14 protein-coding genes are annotated in these 19,102 nt (G+C 55.8%); 4 read left to right on the top strand and 10 right to left on the bottom strand.

Features of this window, described 5'->3' with window-relative positions; translation table 11 throughout:
- Positions 1–140: 140 nt before the first annotated feature.
- From JW885_14195 to htpG, 9 genes are all read right to left on the bottom strand, one after another.
- Positions 141–2,474 (bottom strand): PBP1A family penicillin-binding protein, encoded by a 2,334-nt coding sequence (locus JW885_14195; protein ID MBN1883315.1) that lies wholly within the window; start codon positions 2,472–2,474, stop codon positions 141–143.
- Positions 2,475–2,702: 228 nt separating this feature from the next.
- The gene (locus JW885_14190) at positions 2,703–3,716 is read right to left on the bottom strand and encodes a peptidylprolyl isomerase (protein MBN1883314.1); all 1,014 of its coding nucleotides are present in this window, start codon (positions 3,714–3,716) and stop codon (positions 2,703–2,705) included.
- Between the two features lie 42 nt (positions 3,717–3,758).
- Positions 3,759–4,733: a peptidyl-prolyl cis-trans isomerase gene (locus tag JW885_14185; GenBank protein ID MBN1883313.1), complete on the bottom strand. Its 975-nt coding sequence runs from the start codon at positions 4,731–4,733 to the stop codon at positions 3,759–3,761.
- A 4-nt stretch (positions 4,734–4,737) separates the two neighbouring features.
- Entirely contained in the window at positions 4,738–5,493 is a 756-nt protein-coding gene (locus JW885_14180) for a peptidylprolyl isomerase (protein ID MBN1883312.1), read from the bottom strand.
- A gap of 115 nt (positions 5,494–5,608) precedes the next feature.
- Positions 5,609–9,112, bottom strand: a complete 3,504-nt coding sequence (gene mfd, locus JW885_14175) for a transcription-repair coupling factor (GenBank protein MBN1883311.1) — start codon at positions 9,110–9,112, stop codon at positions 5,609–5,611.
- 43 nt (positions 9,113–9,155) lie between these two features.
- Positions 9,156–10,196, bottom strand: a complete 1,041-nt coding sequence (locus JW885_14170) for an N-acetyl-gamma-glutamyl-phosphate reductase (GenBank protein MBN1883310.1) — start codon at positions 10,194–10,196, stop codon at positions 9,156–9,158.
- 243 nt (positions 10,197–10,439) lie between these two features.
- Positions 10,440–10,838 (bottom strand): 30S ribosomal protein S9, encoded by a 399-nt coding sequence (rpsI, locus tag JW885_14165; protein ID MBN1883309.1) that lies wholly within the window; start codon positions 10,836–10,838, stop codon positions 10,440–10,442.
- A gap of 27 nt (positions 10,839–10,865) precedes the next feature.
- On the bottom strand, positions 10,866–11,294 hold the full coding sequence (gene rplM / locus JW885_14160; GenBank protein ID MBN1883308.1) for a 50S ribosomal protein L13: 429 nt from the start codon (positions 11,292–11,294) through the stop codon (positions 10,866–10,868).
- Between the two features lie 255 nt (positions 11,295–11,549).
- Positions 11,550–13,454, bottom strand: a complete 1,905-nt coding sequence (htpG, locus tag JW885_14155; protein MBN1883307.1) for a molecular chaperone HtpG — start codon at positions 13,452–13,454, stop codon at positions 11,550–11,552.
- Positions 13,455–13,856: 402 nt separating this feature from the next.
- Between htpG and JW885_14150 the strand changes: the two genes are divergently transcribed.
- The 4 genes from JW885_14150 to JW885_14135 all read left to right on the top strand — a co-directional run bounded on the left by JW885_14150 (position 13,857) and on the right by JW885_14135 (position 18,219).
- Complete coding sequence (locus JW885_14150) at positions 13,857–14,963, top strand: hypothetical protein (protein ID MBN1883306.1); 1,107 nt, start codon at positions 13,857–13,859, stop codon at positions 14,961–14,963.
- A 220-nt stretch (positions 14,964–15,183) separates the two neighbouring features.
- Entirely contained in the window at positions 15,184–16,182 is a 999-nt protein-coding gene (locus tag JW885_14145) for a metallophosphoesterase (GenBank protein MBN1883305.1), read from the top strand.
- 97 nt (positions 16,183–16,279) lie between these two features.
- A complete protein-coding gene (locus JW885_14140; GenBank protein ID MBN1883304.1) occupies positions 16,280–16,954 on the top strand; it encodes a class I SAM-dependent methyltransferase in 675 nt (224 codons plus the stop codon).
- Positions 16,955–17,007: 53 nt separating this feature from the next.
- Positions 17,008–18,219 carry an MFS transporter gene (locus tag JW885_14135; GenBank protein MBN1883303.1) on the top strand — a complete coding sequence of 404 codons (1,212 nt, stop codon included), beginning with the start codon at positions 17,008–17,010 and terminating at the stop codon, positions 18,217–18,219.
- Positions 18,220–18,288: 69 nt separating this feature from the next.
- Here JW885_14135 and pncA read toward each other — a convergent pair whose 3' ends face one another.
- Positions 18,289–18,948, bottom strand: coding sequence for a bifunctional nicotinamidase/pyrazinamidase (gene pncA / locus JW885_14130; GenBank protein ID MBN1883302.1), 660 nt, complete (start codon positions 18,946–18,948; stop codon positions 18,289–18,291).
- Positions 18,949–19,102 lie beyond the last annotated feature (154 nt).

Here is a 19,102-nt window from a genome sequence, read left to right as displayed (position 1 = left end):
TTTTGGCTAATCCATCTTAACAGGAAGACCGTGACTCGTCTTCTATTTACTCGTCACCTGTCAACACTTTTAGTGACTAGGGCATATGAATAAAAAAGGGGGATTTCTCCCCCTTTTTTAAGTATCGGTATCACTGCAACCTACAGCCCCAAGTCCTCCTTCCAGAACTTGCTTCCTTCCTCGGGAAGGACCGTCTCCGCGGTTTCCTCCGGCAGGCTGTCCGGCTTGAAACACTCGATGACCGATTCCATGGATTCATCCGTGACCGGGCCTCCGGTCTCCGGATCAATGTGGGCGAAGATCACCCCCTCAGGAATCGGGAATACCTCCACCGGCATGTCCTTGACCGCCTCTTTCATATAGGCAAGCCAGATGGGCGAGGCCGCCTTTGAGCCGGTCTCATATTTCCCCAGGCTCTTCTCGTCGTCGAATCCGACCCACACACCGGTGTTGAGCTGGGGGACGAATCCCATGAACCACGCGTCGATGTAGTCGTTGGTGGTGCCTGTTTTCCCCGCGGCGGGCCGGCCGATGGCCTTTACCCGGGTGCCGGTACCGGAGTTGACGACGCTCTCCATGAGGCTTGTCATGATGTACGCCGTCTCCTCGCTGATGACCCGCTCCATCTTCGGCATGTTCTCCTCGATGACGTTGCCGTCTCTATCGATGACCTTGGTGACGTAGATCGGCTCCACACGATAGCCGCCGTTGTTGAAGACGGCGAAGGCGGCGTTCAGCTCCACCAGCGAGACGCCGCATGCCCCCAGGGCAATGGACGGCACGGCGTCAAGGGGAGATGATATCCCCAATCGCTTCGCGTAATCCACCACGTAGTCCGGTCCGATGTCGAAGACGATCTTGACCGAGACGATATTGCGGGAGAGCATTAACGCCTTTCTGAGGGTCGTGGGTCCGTAAAACTTGCCGTCGTAGTTTTTCGGCTTCCAAAGGCCGCCGGAGGAGTACTTGTCCTTATAGACGACCGGCGTGTCGTAGATGACCGTTGCGGGGGTGTAGCCCTTGTCAAGGGCCGCCGCATATATGATCGGCTTGAAGGAGGAGCCGGGCTGGCGCCTGGACTGTGTGCCGCGGTTGAACTCACTGCGGTTGAAATCATAGCCGCCCACCAGAACCCGGATGTATCCGGTATCCGGCTCCATGGAGACGATAGCCCCCTCGACCTGCGGCTCCTGATCCAGGGAGAGGGTGTATGTGTCGTTTTCCTCGTCGTAGGATTTGATTTTGACCAGGATCACGTCCCCGTCATTGAGGGCCGAAGACGGCTTTGAGATATTTCCATAGACCCCGGACGTATCGAATTTATGGGCCCAGTCCATGTCGGAAAGGGCGATGGTGCCCGTGGCGGTGCCCAGATCGACGGTGACCTTCTTGTTGGTGTCGTCTACCTTGGTGACGAGGCCCGAATAGGTCTCACCCTCGACGAACGGCTCCTCGCCGTACTTCTCCACCAGCCCCGCCAGGAATTCTTCAGCGGCCTCATCCTGGAGGTTATCGGTCGCCCCCCGCCATCCCTGCCGCTTGTCAAGCTCCTTGAGGCCCTCACTCAGTGCGTTGCTGGCGTATTTCTGAAATTCCGGGTTGACCGTTGTATAGATAGACAATCCCTCGCGATAGAGCGTGGTGGAGCCGTATTTCGTCTCTATGTAGCGCCGGACATGCTCGGTGAAATAGGGGGTTTCCTCCCGGGTATAGTTTCGAGGCTTGATCAGTTCGATCTCCGTTGCCAGGGCCTCTTCCCGCATCTCCTCGGTGATGTACTTTTCTTTGACCATCATATCCAGCACGTACGCCTGGCGCTCCTTGGCCTTTTCCCAGTGTCGGTAGGGAGAAAAGCGGTCGGGTGCCTTGGGAAGGCCTGCAAGTAAAGTGCACTCGGCCAGGTTTAATTCACTGACGTGCTTGTTGTAATACACCTCCGAGGCCGCCTCGACGCCGTAGGCGCCGTATCCCAGATATATCTGGTTCAGGTAGAGATAGAGAATCTCCTCCTTGGTCAGGTAATTCTCGATGCGATAGGCAAGGATGGCCTCTTTGATCTTTCGCGAGATATCCACGGTGGGCGTGAGCAGCAGCGTTTTAATGAGCTGCTGGGTGATGGTACTGCCCCCCTCTACGACTCGTCCCGCCTGGATGTTGTGGATAAATGCACGAATGATGCCTCTGATGTCGATACCGGGATGCTCGAAGAAATCGTCGTCCTCGGCTGCCACAAAGGCCAGCACCATCATTTTCGGTATCTCTTCGTACTCCACCACGACCCTGCGTTCCAGGAAGTATTCCCCTACCAGAGACCCGTCGTACGCATATACCTTCGTGATAATGCTGGGACGGTAATCCTTCAGAGCCGTCACACTCGGGAGATCCCGGGAGAAGTAGAGATACACCCCCAGGACCGTCGATGAGACGAGCACCAGAAACACCAGTGTGATGGAGAGGAAGATCAAGAGGGCCATGCGCCGCCGCTGGGACGAATCCTGGGCGAGCCTATACAGATTATCTTCTGATGCGCGATATCCTCGTGACCGTTTCATCGGTTTGTTATATCCATTATTGTTTTTGTAGTGTTTATGCCAATAATTGTACTCCTCCATACGGGAGTACGCAACCCCAATCAAACATTTGACATGTAAACGGGGTGAATGTTCCTGTGAAAGGATATGCTCCGAATAGAACGAGGCGGTCTACAGCATGATCGTGATATACGCCTCTTCTTTCAAGTCCTCAATCCACTTCTCGAAAAAATACATTGTGCGCTCATTGGTCAGGACGTACTCGATTTCATCACGCACATCATCCACCGTGACGCCGCCGGGAATCGGGCGCTTATCGGTTAGCTTCAGAATGAGCAGGGTATTCTGAACCGTCAAGACTTCCGAGACCTCGCCGACTTTCATCGTGGAGAGAAACGCCAAGAGGCCCGGTTCCATCTCGCCGGGATTCAGCCAGCCGAGATCGCCTCCTTCTTCGGCGCTGGGGGAGATTGAGTACTCCTTGGCCAGGGCCGCAAAGTCCTCTCCCGCCATCGCTCTTTTTCGCACCTTTTCAACTTCACTTACCAGGGCGTTTATCGTGGTGGCATCCGCATCGGGGGATACTCCCATGATGATTTCGCTGATGCGGAATTCCGCCAGATCCTGGTATTCGTCCTTGTGCTCGTTAAAATACGTGTTGACGTCCTCATCGGTAATGATGATATGGGATCCCAGCTTTTTTGCGATGAGGCGTTCTTTCTTGATGGTATATTCGACCTCTTTCTCGTACTCGGCGTATGTCATGTCGTTTTCCGCCAGGATTTCCATCAATTGCGCCTTGGTAAGCCCGTTCACCTCCATCTGTTGTTCGATGGCGTCATCCACGTCGTCTCTTGTCACTTCGATGCCGTATGCCCTGACCGCATCGTTCAGAAGTGCTTTGGCGATAAGCTGTTGGAGGATGATCTCCCGGGCCTCGGCGACGGTCATGCCGTTTTTGAGCACTCGGTCGGGATCGCCGGTTACATCGTCTCCCCCCTCTTCAAAGAGATCGCTCATGGTTATGACTTCATCGTTCACCAGGGCGATGACTCGATCCGATATCTCCACGGCGGATGATTGTATCGGTGCAATGACGGCCGTCAGGAGAAAGAGGGTGCCGATGGTGTATGCGATGATTGTACGTACATCTGGTGTTTTTGTTTTGACTGCAAATGCTTTCATAAAAGAGTATGCCTCCTGTTTTCGTTCCGATGGATTGAACGATCAGAACGTAATGTCGTCCAATACCGACGGATTGATTTCTATCTGTGCTCGTTCCTTGATTTCAGAGAACCACATGCCGTATTCTTCCTCGGCCTTGATTCTCTTCAATTTATCGATGATTTCAGGGGTAGCTTCCTCAAGGGTCATATCTTTGGCCGGGGATTTTTCCAGAACCTTGAAAATGTGAAAACCATACGGGCTTTCCACGACATTGCTGAGCTTGCCCGGTTCCATCTCGAAGACGATTTCGAAGTCCGGGGGCATTTCATCCCGTGAGAAAAATCCGAGGTCTCCCCCCCGGGCCGAATCCGGGGATATGGAGTGAACGGTGGCAAGGCTCGAAAAATCGGCACCATTTTCGAGCTCCGTGAGAAGCGATTCCGCCTCATCCAATGTTTCGACCATTATCTGGAGGGCATGGACCTTCTCATCGGCGCTGTAGTCGTCTCTGTTTTCCTCGTAATATGCCTCTATATCCTCCGGTGTTATCTCTATTTCCGTTGTCAGGGCGGATTCGACCAGTTTCTCCAAGAGCAGCTTGTATTCAATTTCTCCGCGCCACTGATCCAGATCAATATTGCCGCTCTTTACCTGCGCGTCGAATGTCTCCCTGTCTGGATATTCGTCGATGATGCGATTTACGGCTTCGTCTATCTCCTCATCGGTCACCGTTATCCCCAGGGCCTCCGCCTCGGCGACCAGGAGTTTTCTGTCTATCAGCTGATTGAGGAGGTTCAGCTTCATCATCCGCGCCTGGTCTTCGTTGAGGGGGGTATCTTCGCTCAGTTCGGTTTTCAGGCTTGTGAGGGCCGCGGTGAAATCCGAAACGGTAATATCGACGTCGTTGACCGTGGCAACTACCTCGCCCTTGGATATGGGGACGGATGCCTTTTCGCATCCCAGAGGAGCGAAAAGTAAAGACAGCGAAATGACAATCGCTGCGGTCCACACAGCCTTCATGGCATATGATCTCATGGTATTATCCCAGTTCTTCAAGCAATGTTTCGTTGATTTTTACATCCACCTCGTCTTCCAGACCGTGGATGAAGCTTTCGAACAGCTCCTTTTCTTTCTGGTCCGAGAGAACCTCCCTGATGGTTTCCTTGACCTCGTCGTAAGGCTTGACGATGGTGGTTTTCGGCGTGTCGAGGCGAATAATGTGATAGCCGAATTCGGTCTCTATGATGGGGCTGATGTCCCCCTCTTTTTCCAGGGAAAAGAGGGCCTCTTCAAATTCAGGCATCATCTGGCCCCGGGTGATCACGCCCAGGACTCCCCCTTTATCGGCTCCGGGGCCGAAGGAATACTCGGTGGCGAGATCATTGAAATTTCTTCCCCGATCAATCAATGCGAGAACATTTTCTGCGTCTTCCCGGGTTTTGACAAGGATGTGACTGGCCTCCACGGTTTCGGTGGTGAAATCATTGAGGTTGTTCGTGTAATATTCCTTGATTTCCGCCTCGGTGACGATTATTTTACCGGAAAATTTCCTTTCTAGCATTTCACTGATAAGGAGATTCGATTTGTATGTTTCAATCTTGTATTGAATCGACTCGTCGTATTCCAGGCCCATCCTGACCGCTTCCTGCAGCAGGAGTTCGCGGCGAATCAGGCGATATACGAATTCTTGTTTTTCCTCCGGGGTATTTATTGATGCGCGGGTATGTTCCGGAAGATTATCGAATTCCTCGAGATACTCATCCACGGTGATGATCTTACCGTCATATCGGGCCACCACATTATCCTGTCCGCATCCGGCAAGAGCGCCGAGACATGTAAACAGAATGATGATGAATGGTTTCGTATGATTCATCATCCGGAAAATATGTCTTATCCTAAAAATTATATCCTTAAGAAATAACATATCCGGATAGTCTTTGCAATAGATTTTTCACCGCCGGGAGCAGGCCGTTTTGCTCCGTCCCGTCGAGGGAATAAAAGAGTACGCCTGTGGGAGTAATCCGATACAGTGTCGGGTGTTCCTCTACGAGGTCGACCAGGCGGTTCGTATCGAGGACGATATCGGGATGAAAGGCGGCGTGCACCGTCTTGTTTTGATATCCCAGGGTAATGATGCCGCAGTGTGCCGCCCGCCTGCGTATTTCCATCAGATCGATGATCTTGATCATCTCTTCGGGCATGGGGCCGAATCGATCGGATATCTCGGTTGTGATGTCGTTGAGTTCGGCGTCGTCTCCGGCGTTTATGAGGCGGCGGTACATAATCAACCGCTGCTGGGAGTCCGGGATGTAGGATTCCGGGATGTAGGCGGTCACGGGGAGGTTGATTTCCGGCTCGATGTGTATCTGTTCGTGTTCGCCCTTAATGGACTGAATGGCTTCCTGTACCATTTCCATGTAGAGATCGAATCCGACGGCGTTGATGTGCCCCGATTGATCCCTGCCCAAAAGATTCCCCGCACCCCGGATTTCCAGGTCGTGAGAGGCAATCTTGAAGCCCGAGCCGAGCTCGGTAAAGCGGCTGATGGCGCTCAGTCGCTTTCTCGCGTCGTCTGTGATGGTCTGGGCGCCGGGAACCAGGAGGTATGCATAGGCCCTGAGGTGTGACCGTCCAACCCGGCCCCGCATCTGGTAAAGCTGGGCGAGGCCGAACATGTCGGCCCTGTTGATGATGATGGTATTCGCCGTCGGAATATCCAGCCCGGACTCAATAATCGCGGTGCTGACGAGAATATCCAGCTCGTGATCGATGAACTCGATCATGACCCGCTCAAGTTCATCTTCGGCCATCTGGCCGTGGGCGGTTCCTATTCGAACGCCGGGGAGTATCTTTTCCAGGTGGTGTCTGATGCCGTCGATGGTCCGTATCCGATTGTGGACGAAAAAGACCTGGCCGCCCCGATCCAACTCCCTGAGAACCGCCTCCTTGATGACGTCTGAATCGAATTCCGAGATATACGTTTTTACCGAGAGACGATTCGGCGGCGGGGTGTTGATTATGGAGAGGTCCCGAAGGCCCGCCAGGGACATGGAGAGGGTGCGGGGGATGGGGGTGGCGGTCATGGAGAGCACGTCAAGCTGGGTCTTGAGATGCAGAAGTTTTTCCTTGTGGGCGACGCCGAAGCGGTGTTCTTCATCCACGATCAACAGCCCCAAATTGGGGAAGACAATATCCTTCGACAGAAGGCGATGGGTGCCGATGATGATATCGGTTTTTCCCTGGTTAATGTCGGAGACCGTCTGTTTCTGCTCTTTTGGAGAGAGAAATCTGGAGAGCATGCCGATGGTGACCGGGTAATCGGAGAACCGCTCCTGAAACGTCAGGTAATGCTGTTCCGCGAGGATCGTGGTGGGGGCGATGACGGCCACCTGTGTGCCGTCCATCACCGCCAGGAAGGCCGCCCGCATGGCCACCTCGGTTTTTCCGTATCCCACATCTCCCGCCACCAGCCGGTTCATGGGCTCCGTGCAGGTCATATCACGAATGATGTCCTCCATCACCGCCAGTTGATCGGGGGTCTCCGTATAGGGAAACGACGCCTCAAACTCACTGAATGCGCTGTCCGGAAAAGAAAACGCGTGTCCCGGCAGCGCCTTTCGGGCGGCGTAGAGACGAGCCAGTTCCGCAGCCATCTCCATGACCTCCCGCCTCACCTTTTTGCGGGAGCGCTCCCACGCATCGCTGCCCAGCTTGTCCAGCCGGGGACGGGAATCCTCACCCCCCCGGAAACGGTGAACCAGAGAGATATTGTTGACCGGTATATAGAGCTTGTCGCCGTCGGCGTATTCCAGGTGGAGGAAATCCGCGATGATGTCCATGACGGTCAGGTTGACGAGTCCCCGAAACAGGCCGATACCGAACCGGGAGTGTACCACATAATCGCCGGGGGAGAGGGGGTCCGACGGGGTGAGGGCCTCCCCCGCCTCTGGTCGCCGGGGGGGCTTCCCCTTCATCTTGGCGCCGAAGATCTCCTCCTCGGTGATGACGACGATTCTCCCCGATGTCTCCTCGAAGCCCTCTCTCAGTCCTCCGACGAGGATGGATGCCGGTTCGTCCGCGGCGAGCCATTCACAAAAAGAGAGGGTGGATACCGGCATGTGAATGTCGTGGTCGGCGAGGAGCCGGGCCATCCGTCGTCCCTGGGTCTCGGTCAGGCATACCAGGGCGATACGTTTGGAATCCGTGAGGTCGCCGGTGATTTTCAGAGCCAGGGGGGTCAGGACCGACTCTCCCCTCACGGTCTTTCCGACATGCTCCCGGATGGCACGGTGATCGGCGATATCGACTGACAGGGTGCCGTCTCGGGCATCGGTGATGATCGGATTGATTTCAAGGAGTGACGCACGATGGGTGTATTCCTCCCATTCGTCATGGTGTATGAAGAGTTCTTCCGGGGGAAGAGACGGGTCTTTTCTCTGTATGGCGCGGTCATAGTTGCGATGGGCCGCGGCCAGGTACTGCTCGATTTCCGCCGATATCGTCTCGGGCTCGTCAAGGAAAATCAGGGTGTCGTCGGGTAGGTAATCGAGCAGGGTGTCCGAGCCGTCCATGAACGCCGGAAACTGCATGGCGAGGCCTGCGGGAACCTGGTAGCCTTCAATCGATTGGATGAGTTCCCGAACCCGCTTGAGGGACGAGTGGTGCTGTCCGGAAAAGAAGCGGATCCAACGCATGCCCCGGCTCTTCGATTCGTCGTCGAGCAGCAGCTCCGATGCGGGAACAATCTTTACTCTGTTTATGGAGTCGACGGATCGCTGTGAGAGGGGATCGAAGGGGCGAAGGGACTCGATCTCGTCTCCGAAAAACTCGACCCGGACAGGGCTTCCCCGTCCCGGAATGAACAGGTCGACAATGCCGCCCCGTATGGAAAAGCTCCCGGGCATGACCACGAGTCCGGTCTGCATGTAGCCGGATTCCAGGAGACCTTTTGAAAGATCGGCGGGCGAGACGACGGAACCGACGGACAGCTCGAAACAGTGCCGGGAAAGCGCGCTTTTGGACATGACCCGCATGATCAGGGCCGTTATCGGGGCCGCTGCGACGAAGGGTGCGGATATGTCCAAGAGAGACGTCAGTGTGTCGATGCGCTGATGAGATGTTTCCGCCTGGGGGACAAGCCGCTCATACGGGGCGAAATCCCAGGTGGGGAAGGGGTGGTAGGACGGCCCGCTTCCATCGGCGTTGAATTCGAGATTCGCCGAGATATCCTCAAAACGCCTGCCGGGGGTGACGTACAACACCGGTCGCGAGAGCGCCTTCGCCGTGCGGATCGCGAGAAACTGCGCGGATGAGCCCGCAAGTCCCCCGACCTTCAGCGGTCGCCCTCCGGGTGAGAGGTTCCCCAGTCTGAGGATGAGTTTGTCTATGCCGATCAGGTCCTGAGGTTTCATCATACCAGGAACGTCTGTGCGTTCTCTTGGGCCGGGGAAATCCCGATTACGGAAAGAGCGGGACATGGGAAAGCCCCGTGTCCTCAGGGAATCCCATGAGCAGGTTCATGTTCTGAATCGCCTGGCCCGAAGCCCCCTTGACCAGGTTGTCGATGGCGGTAACGACGATCGCCCGGGAGCCGGACGGATCAACCAGCGCCCCGATATCGACAAAGTTGGATCCCCTGACCCATCGGGTGTCCGGCAGGGTGTCGGGTCCGAGCACCCGCACGAATGGTTCTTGTGCGTATGCCTGCCGCAGGATGTCGAGCATATCCGTCGTTTTGAGGGGCGAGGTCGTCCGCGCGTAGATGGTGCTGAGGATGCCCCGGATCGCCGGCATCAGGTGCGGCGTAAAGGTGACGTCCGCATCTTCCCCCGCAGCTCTTGAGAGGTGTTCCGTGATTTCCGGCGTGTGGCGATGGGAGAGAACACTATAGGCCCGGATGCCGTCGGTGGTCTCCGGGTAGATGGTGCCGGGAGACGGCGAGCGGCCCGCTCCCGAAACCCCGGACTTGGAATCGACGACTATTCCCCGGGGCGAGACGACCCCCGCCGACAGCAGCGGCGCCAGGCCCAGGATGGCCCCGGTGGGATAACATCCGGGATTTCCCACCACGGCGGCCTTCGGAATCTCCTCCCGGTAGAGCTCCGGGAGTCCGTATGCGGAGCGCTCCAGCAGCTCCGGGGCGATATGGGGCACGTACCATTTTTCGTAGACGGATCCGTCCCGAAAGCGAAAGTCGGCGCTCAGATCCACCACCGGTACATTCGCCCGGGCCAGCACACTGACCGCCTCCATGGCGGTTTTATGGGGCAGAGCCGCGAAGGCCGCGTCCACCTCACCGGCGATGGCCGGGATATCCGGCTCCAGAAAAACCAGGTCGCCGTACAGATGACCGATGTGGGGGAACACGTCGCCGACCCGCCGCCCGGCGTACTGCCGGGATGTGACGGTCGATACCGTGAGGTTCGGATGGTGTGTCAGGAGCCTGAGAAGTTCGGAGCCGGTGTATCCGCTGGCTCCGATGATTGCCGTTCGTATCATGGTGCCGTGCCTGTTATATGTGTGAAAATACAAAACGGGGGGAATTCATGGCATCCCCCCGTTTGTTGGTGTCGGTCGATGAATCAGAAATGTGCGCCGAGTGAATCCGACGGTGGCCGTGAGGTAGATGCGTATCGAATCCGGCTGTAAAAGCGAGGCGTGGACGGCACATCGCGGACACGGTGCCCGCCTCGAAGCGTCGGATGCGCCCGTGTGTCTGTTTCGCACGGGCGATCTGATCGATTAGCGCTTTGAGAACTGGAATCTGGCCCGGGCGCCCCGCTGGCCGTACTTTTTTCGTTCCTTGACCCGGGAATCCCTGGTCAGAAAACCGGCCTTTTTCAGGACCGCGCGAAAATTCGGATCGACTTCCAAAAGGGCCTTGGAGATGCCGTGCTTGATAGCCCCGGCCTGGCCGGAAATCCCGCCGCCTATAACATTGACGGAGATATTGTATTTGCCCATGGTGTTGGTAAGCTCCAGGGGCTGGCGAAGAATCATCTTTGCCGTTTCTCTGCCGAAATAGGTGTCGATATCTTTCTTGTTAATGGAAATCTCACCGTTGCCGGGGGTCATGAAGACCCGTGCCACGGCGGACTTACGCTTTCCTGTGGCGTAATATGTGGGAGCGGTTGCTGCCATGAGAGAGTATTTCTCCTGTATGGTCTATTACAGTTCCTTGACGATCGGGTTCTGGGCATCGTGAGGATGCACCGGCCCGGCATAAACCTTCAGCTTCTTGATCATCTGGCGCCCCAGGCGGTTTTTCGGGAGCATACCCCTGACGGCCTTTAAGATGACGTCCGGCGGATTCTTCTGGAGCAGTTTTTCCGCGGTTATTTCACGGATACCCCCTGGATAGCCGGTGTGCCGGTAGTACTTTTTATCGGTGAGCTTGTTGCCGGTGAGTTTCACCTTCTCTGCGTTGATCACCACCACGAAGTCACCCCCGTCCACGTGGGGGGTGAATGTGGGTTTATGTTTGCCCCGAAGCAGCGTGGCTATCTCCGTGGCCAGTCTTCCCAGAACCTTGTCCTCGGCGTTGACCAGGTACCAGTTCCGGATGACGTCTTCCTTCTTGATGCTAACGGTTTTCATGTAATTGACCAGCGTCATTGATCTAGTAAAAAAGCGCAGACATTCCACCTCGGTACATTATTTCTGCACCTTTCGGCACCATCGCGCTCGGATGACAGTAAAACCCTATCTTTATATGATATTACGGGTTAAATGTCAAGGTTTTTTTCTGTCACGGTCAATGGATCGCGCTTTCTTTTTGTCCGTTCGGATCGACTCGAAAGAATCCGGTCCCACAATCCCGGTATATTTTATGTTTCTATTTTACAGTCGGCCCTACAGCGTCCGGGAGAGCGCCTCGGCCAGCTTTCTGCTGAATTCCCCCGGGTTTGGGGGGAGCGATCCCTCCGCCAGCAGCGCCTGTCCGTAGAGGAGCCGGGCGTATTCCTCGATGGTCGGGTCGTCCTTCTTTTCCTGAAATTTCTTGTTCAAACCGATCAGTATCGGGTGATCCGGATTGATCTCCAAAATACGCTTGATCGCAGGGATATCCTGCCCCGCCGCCCTGAGCAGCTTTTCCATCTGGGGCGTCATGTCGGTGGGATTGCCCACGAGGCACACCGGCGAATCGGTCAGTCGGGAGGAGAGGCGCACCTGCTTGACATCGTCCTGGAGTACCGTCCGCAGGGCGTCCATGAGTCCCTGGTATTCCCGCTCCCGCTCCTCACGTTTTGTTCGGGATTCCTCCTTTTCACCCTCGTCGCCCAGGTCCACCTCGCCCGCCCCCACGGAAACGAAGGGCTTTTCCGAAAATGTGCTCACCGCCTGCACCCATACCTCGTCGACCGGGTCGGAAAGCAGCAGCACTTCAATTCCCCGCTTTTTGAACACCTCCAGGTGCGGCGAGTCCGCAAGCTGGGCGGGATCGGCGCCGGTCAGGTAATAGACGGCGTCCTGGTCCTTTTTCATGCGGTCGACGTATGACTGAAGGTCGGTCGGCTGTTCGGCGTCGTGGGTGCTGGAAAAGAGTGATATTTCAAGGATTTTTTCCTGGCGTTCCCGATCCCGGAAGATTCCCTCCTTGAGGAGACGGCCGAATTCACCCCAGAATTTCCGGTATGTCTCTTGGTCGTCCCGCTTCATGTCGGTGAGGGTATCGAGTATCTTTGAGGTCAGCCGGTTTCTGATCTGGGTGACCCGGCGATCCTGCTGGAGGATCTCCCGGGATATGTTCAGGGGCAGGTCCTCGGAATCGACCACCCCCCGGACGAACCTGAGGTAATCGGGGATGAGGTCGGTAAAGTCGTTCATGATGAAGACCCGCTTGATGTAGAGGTGTATCCCCTGGGTCATCTCATGGATGAAGAGATCCAGCGGCGCCTTCTGGGGGATGAAAAGGAGTGTAGTAAATTCCTGGGTGCCTTCGGCCTTGAATGTAATGCGGGTCAAAGGATCGTTCCAGTCGTGGCTGATGTGTTTGTAGAACTCTCCGTATTCCTCGTCGCTCACCTCATCCGGAGGCCGTGTCCAGATGGCCTTCATGGAGTTGAGGACGTCGACCTCGGCGTCTTTTTTTTCATCCTTCACGTCCCCGGTTTTTTTTGGCATGCGGATCGGGTACGCCACGTAATCTGAATATCTCCGGACGATGTCACGGATGACCCACTCCGATGTGTAGTCCATCATGCCGTCTTCTGTGTCCGCCGGCTTGAGGAAGAGGGTGATATCGGTGCCGGGTGTTTCCTTTTCGGTCTCGTCCAGGGTGTAGGTGCCGTCACCGACGGACTCCCATACGACGGCACTGTCTGTGCCCGCCTTTTTTGTTGTCAGGGTGATTTTTTCCGCTACCATGAAGCTGGCGTAGAGACCCACGCCGAACTGGCCGATCAGCTCCGGGGGAATGACGGCGTCTTTGCTCTCCTTGAGGAGATGGAGGAACTCCCGGGTGCCCGAGCGGGCGATGGTGCCCACGTACTCGATCACCTCGTCTTTCGTCATGCCGATGCCGGTGTCCCGTACGGTAAGGGTGCGCTCATCCGGGTTCACTTCGATCTCGATGTGCGGATCGGTGGTGAAGGGCTCCAGGGATTTATCGGTCAGGGCCGCGAACGTAAGCTTGTCCAAGGCGTCCGAGCCGTTGGAGATCAATTCCCGGAGGAAGATGTCCTTGTTGGAATAGATTGAGTGGATCATCAGGTCCAGGAGCTCTTTTGCCTCCGCCTGAAAAGAATAGGTTTCCATAATGCGTATATCCTGTCATCGTTTTCCGGTGATACGGTATCCGTTTCCCTGGATCAATATACCGGTGTGCCGGTACCATACACAATAAAAATAATGATATTTTTTGAAAATTCAAGTCAAAATTGTATATTAACTGTTTCTGTTTGCAGAATATGTGCAAAAAATTTACAATACGTACATCCTTCTTTTATATACAATGTATCTGTCCTCTTTATCCGTATCCGATAGGGGCCGTTTTTCATGTCCGAGCACGTACTCGGGGAATCACGGCGCATTGATCGAACGGGGTTTTCACCGCGGGACAGGATGGATACACGACGCGCGCGATCGTCAGACGAAACGGACACATACCGACGGCATTACACATATCACTACCACGAAGGAACACGGCACATGGCACGGATTCTCATCAGCCCCCTGGCCTGGGGGCTGGGACACGCAACCAGGGACATCCCCATCATCAAGATGCTTCTGGAAGAGGGGCACAGCATCGGGATCGTCGCCACCGGGGCGCCCTACGAGCTTTTGGAGAGGGAATATCCCGATTTTGACTTTTACCACATTACGGACTATCCGTCTCCCTACACCGCCGAGGGTTTTTCGGTGGCCCGGGTGGTGGCTCTCTATCCGGTGATGTTTCGAAACATCATGCGGGAGACGAGGCTTGTCCGGAAAATCATCCGCCGGGAAAAATACGACCTTGTCATCAGCGATAATCGCTTCGGCATTCACGACGAACGCGTGCCGTCACTGTTTATCTCCCACCAGATTCGATACAGCGTTCCCGGATACGTTGAGTGGGTGGAAAAGACCAGCGAGTGGTTCAACGCCCGGTATCACAGCAACTTCGATCGAATCATCATCCCGGACAATCCTCCCGACGTCCTGCCCCTCAGCGGAAAGCTGGGAAGGGCCGATCAGGACGTCACGAAACGAAAGGCCTATTACGCGGGGATTCTCAGCAGCATCGAAAAGATCGACATACCGGAGGATATCGATTACCTGGTGAGCGTGTCGGGTCCGAAGGAGCAGAAGGAAAAATTCAGGGACGCGGTGATGAGCCAGATAACCGAGCTTCCGGGCAGGAAGGTGGTGCTTTTGGGCGACCCCGGCGGTGATGTGGATGAAAGGCTCGATGAGAACACCCGCATCGTCTCACACGCGTCCCGGGAGGAGATGACCCGGTTAATGAACCGCGCCTCGTTCATCATCACCAGGAGCGGTTACACGACGGTGATGGAGCTGGCGGAGTTGGGGGGGAAGAAGGCGCTGTTCGTCCCGACGCCGGGTCAGACAGAGCAGGAATACCTCAGCGACTACTACAAAAAGATGGGCTGGTTTTATTCGGTCTCCCAGAAGGACCTGGATCTGGTCAGGGATGTGAAGAGGGCTTCGGGATATCCGGGGCTTCCACCCATGTCGAAATCCGCCGACAACGCCCGTCGTCTCTATGAGGAGGTCATCAGGGGATACCTGCCCGCGGACAGGAAGTATTTTTTCAGCACGTAACCGGCCGGTTCGACCGGAACAACAGAATCGAGGTATCAGCGTCCCCGGGCGCGAACGGGTCACGTGCTCAAAGGGGGAATCCTCTCCGGCGGATCGCGGGGCGGTTTCCCCGTTCTTAAAAGTCCAAAGGCCCGCCGTGATTGCCAGCGGTGTAAAAACATGGTATTATTCTGTGATCGAATTGTAACCGATAGGCCAATCCATCTTAAAGGACGGCGGTGTGTCCCAGAGCGACGGTTTCAACATCTTTCACATGTCGGATCTCCACTTCAACGGGAAAAATCTGGAGCTCATCAAGATCGTACTGCATCACCTCGTCGAGGCCGCGCCCCGGTATGTGTTTATCACCGGAGATTTCGTGGAGGGGCCGGCGGACGACCTGGATGTGGCCGTCACGATGATCAGGAACGCCATCCGAGAAGTGGAGCGTGTATCGGGCTTTCTGCCGATGCTCAAGGTGGTTCCCGGCAACCATGATTTTTTTTACAAGGGGACCTACGGACTCCGCCGCACCTGGAAGTTCTATCGGCTCTTTACGGAAGAGGAGCGGGGCAACGGCTTTTCTCCCGAGGACATGATCGCCGTGGCCACCTTCGATTCGAACCAGATTTTCGAACCCAGGGGCGGCATCTGGCGAAAAACGATACAGCTGATGCGGGCCATGTCCCACGGCCTGATCATCGAGCGGGACCTGGACGCCTTTTCCGAATGGACTCGGCAGCTCAGGCAGTCTCACGACGGAGAGAAGTACGCCCGGTCCTTCAAGGTGGCGCTTCTTCATCATCATCCGATGCCCACCAGGTACAGCTTCCTGCCCCGCATGGCCGACGAGGGTTTTATGATGCTCGAAAACGCCGGGGCGCTTTTGTACCGGTTGATCCAGGAGAATTTTGACCTGATCATACACGGCCACAGACACTTTCCCCAGTTCTGTCGGGCGGTATATAAAAACCAGGACGGGGAGGAGCGGTCGGTGGCGGTCCTGGCCTGCGGGTCTTCCGCGAAAAAGCATGATGATTTGACCCGGATCGTGGGGCATAATTTCAATATTATTCGCATATCCTGGGACGGCTCGGTCCATGCGGAACAGTATTTCCGCCGCAGCACCGGGGCCTTTCTGCCCGGCCCGAACAGGACCCTTATTCGCGGCCCTAGAAAACCGCTCATCAGCCAGACCACCAAACTGGGCGATTGGTTCGGCCCCATTATGGGGCATTGAAGACGATAAATCATCGCCGCGGCTTTCCATACCGTTTTCGGTATACACAAGAAAGGGGGGGCTCTGATCCCGATGTATTGTAGCGGAGGGAGTCTGTATGCACGGACGAGGCGATGAGTGCACCGATCCCATGAATCGTGTACGCAGGGTCTTTGACACAATAGCCCCCTGGTACCGGCTTTTTGATCGGTTTTCCCTCCCACTGTATCAGGAACTGATCGGAGAACTCCAGCGGCATCTACCGCTCACGGAACATACCCGGGTATTGGAAGTATGCTGCGGCACGGGGTTTCTTTCGCGCATGCTGGCGGAGCTGTGCGGGCGGGTCGTCGCCGTGGATATCTCCCCCCGGATGATCGAGACGGCGAAAAAATATGACACGACCGGGGCCGTGGATTTTCGCGTCGCCGATGCCCGGGATCCACTCTCCCCTGACGACGGCCCCTTCGATCTGGTCATCGAGTCGTTGGGGCTGCACGCCCTGGACCCGGAAATCAGGACCGACATCATGAGAAAAATGTATCGACACTCCCGGGGTCATGTCCTCTTTATTGAGCCGACCGGAAAGGGATCCCCGCTTTTTCGGGCGATCAATCATCTCCTGGAGCGCCTGGAGGGCGGATATGACAACTATCGCTCGTTCATCTCGCTCGATTTATCCGAATATCTGACCGGACACGGCTTTATTCCCCGTCGTTTGTGTCTCAACCAAAATGAACGGGTCGCCGTGTACCTCTGCCGTGTGCGACGGGAAGACGAGGAAGCGAACTGAATGGAAATACAATTTCTTGACAGCCCGTGCTCATGCCGGTATGATTCCCCTGAATGAACAAAGATCCGCGAAAAGACGCCTCCATCAACGCTCTGGCACTGACAATCTTTGCCACCAACATCGGCGGCGGCATCATCCTTGCCATCATCGCCCTCTATACCGATTATCTCAATATAAACATCGTCCTGGGAGGGCTGGTCATCGCCTTGTTCGCCATTACACGGGTTGTGGCGCAGCCGGTGATCGGTCATTACATCGACCGGATGGACCCAAGACCGGTCATCACCGTGGGGATCATCCTGTTCATTATTGCGTCTGCGGCGCCGGCCGTTCCCAACGTCACGGTTCTCTTCATATCCAGGGGTATTCAAGGCATCGGCTCCGGGCTGGTGATTGTTGCGTGCTATACCATCATCGCCCGCCGCTATCTTGACGGCTATCTGCGCCGCATTGCGAACGCCCGCTTCATGGTCCTGGAGATGGTGGGGGCGGTGCTGGGCCCGGTGGTGGGTGCCTTCGTGTTTTGGGCCTCCGGCTCCTTCTCGTCGCCGTTTGTGGTCTGCTCCATGTTCGGACTCATCGCTTTGGCGCTCTTTATCAAGAATTACCAAGAGATCGGCGGGGAGCGGACGATTCTTGATCATGATATTCACGCGGGCGGCAAAAACGGCATCGTGTTCGCCCCCTCGGGATTCTGGATTCTCCTGATGGTGATGACCATGATCTTCGTCATCCAATTCGTGTGGGGGAGCCTCCAGTTTATCATGCCGCTGTACGCGGTGTCGCCCGAGATCGCGCTTCCCCAGTATACCGTTGGGTTTCTCTTCGGTGCCCTGTCGTCGGGCATGATCGTGACGGTGTGGATGCTTCAGAGGGAGTTGTTCGGCAGGATCTCGTCCGAGGTGCTCATTCTCATCGGCAGCACCTGTTCGCTGATAGGTCTGACGGTGTTCATCATTACCGCAGATTTTTGGATATGGTTCGCGACGTTTCTTTTTATAGGCTGCGGGGCGGGGCTGTTGTTCCCGATATTCCCGACTCTGGCGTCCGAGGCGATCGTCGGCCAACCGGGGCGGGGGGTCAGCTACATGGAGACCGGGGGGAATATCGGCTTCATCCTGGGCCCCATCTTGGCGGGGTGGCTGGCCGGTGGGGCGGAGTATCTGAGGGCCTTCTACTTCGAGATCGGCGCGGCATACCTCCTGTTGATGACTGCCGTCGGGCTGATTCTCATCAGGAAGCGTTCAAAAACCGCCACGGAATAAACAGCGGGATCTTCTTTCTCCCGCGGTTCACGGTGACTCTCTATCCTGTATATCCGGCGGGGAGGGGTGTTAGAATGTCAGTCGGTCGCTGGTAATCAGCGAAACCCCCATATCCGTCATCTCACCGATCATTCTTTCCTTGTGTCCCGGCGGTGAATCCACCGGACGTGTCAGGTCTTCAAGGACCACCGTGTCAAACCCGAACCGTATTCCGTCCTTTGCCGAAAACGCAACGCAGTAATCAAGGGCGAGGCCGCACAGGAATATCCGGGTCACGCCTCGGGTGTCCAGATAGCCGGAGAGACCGGTCTTGGTCTCCATATCGTTTTCTAGAAATACCGAGTAACTATCGATGTCGAGATTGGTCCCCTTTCTCAGCAGGAGGGATGCGTGGTCGAAGTGAAAATCCGGGTGATATTCCGCCCCCACCGTGCCCTGGACGCAGTGATCGGGCCAGAGCACCGGACCCAGGCCCGGGGCTTCGAACAGGTCGTTCGGCTTTTTGCCGGGGTGGGCGCTGGCGAAGGATTTATGTCCCCCCGGATGCCAGTCCTGGCTGGCCACGACGGTTGAGAAGTGTGGTACAAGCCTGTTGATACCGTCGATGATTTCATTTCCTCCCGGAACCGCCAGCGGGCCTCCCGGCATGAAATCGGGCTGGAGATCCACGACAATCAATCCATCTGTGTTGATGATCCGAATATCTCCCGTGCCCGTGTGTGATGACATGTTATCGCTCCGTGATGTGTAGGGATGGTCTTTGAAAATATTTACTATAGTGAGTCGATGTGGGGCTGTCAAGTCAATATTGTTTTTACGAAAGAAAGAATCTCACGGGATGCACCGGGTACAAAAAATTGGATGTTGAATGTTACAGAGATTA

The organism is Candidatus Zymogenaceae bacterium, from assembly GCA_016931225.1.
Lineage (GTDB): Bacteria > Desulfobacterota > Zymogenia > Zymogenales > Zymogenaceae > JAFGFE01.
The sequence above is the reverse complement of the archived record's forward strand: the minus strand, read 5'-3'. Positions and strand labels throughout refer to the sequence as shown.

Excerpts from the sequence above, each read along its gene's own strand:
- JW885_14135 (MBN1883303.1), top strand. The coding sequence starts at position 17,008 with ATGAACAAAGATCCGCGAAAAGACGCCTCCATCAACGCTCTGGCACTG.
- rpsI (MBN1883309.1), bottom strand. The coding sequence starts at position 10,838 with ATGGCAGCAACCGCTCCCACATATTACGCCACAGGAAAGCGTAAGTCC.
- JW885_14195 (MBN1883315.1), bottom strand. The coding sequence starts at position 2,474 with ATGGCCCTCTTGATCTTCCTCTCCATCACACTGGTGTTTCTGGTGCTC.
- JW885_14190 (MBN1883314.1), bottom strand. The coding sequence starts at position 3,716 with ATGAAAGCATTTGCAGTCAAAACAAAAACACCAGATGTACGTACAATC.
- rplM (MBN1883308.1), bottom strand. The coding sequence starts at position 11,294 with ATGAAAACCGTTAGCATCAAGAAGGAAGACGTCATCCGGAACTGGTAC.
- mfd (MBN1883311.1), bottom strand. The coding sequence starts at position 9,112 with ATGATGAAACCTCAGGACCTGATCGGCATAGACAAACTCATCCTCAGA.
- JW885_14185 (MBN1883313.1), bottom strand. The coding sequence starts at position 4,733 with ATGAGATCATATGCCATGAAGGCTGTGTGGACCGCAGCGATTGTCATT.
- JW885_14140 (MBN1883304.1), top strand. The coding sequence starts at position 16,280 with ATGCACGGACGAGGCGATGAGTGCACCGATCCCATGAATCGTGTACGC.
- JW885_14170 (MBN1883310.1), bottom strand. The coding sequence starts at position 10,196 with ATGATACGAACGGCAATCATCGGAGCCAGCGGATACACCGGCTCCGAA.
- pncA (MBN1883302.1), bottom strand. The coding sequence starts at position 18,948 with ATGTCATCACACACGGGCACGGGAGATATTCGGATCATCAACACAGAT.
- htpG (MBN1883307.1), bottom strand. The coding sequence starts at position 13,454 with ATGGAAACCTATTCTTTTCAGGCGGAGGCAAAAGAGCTCCTGGACCTG.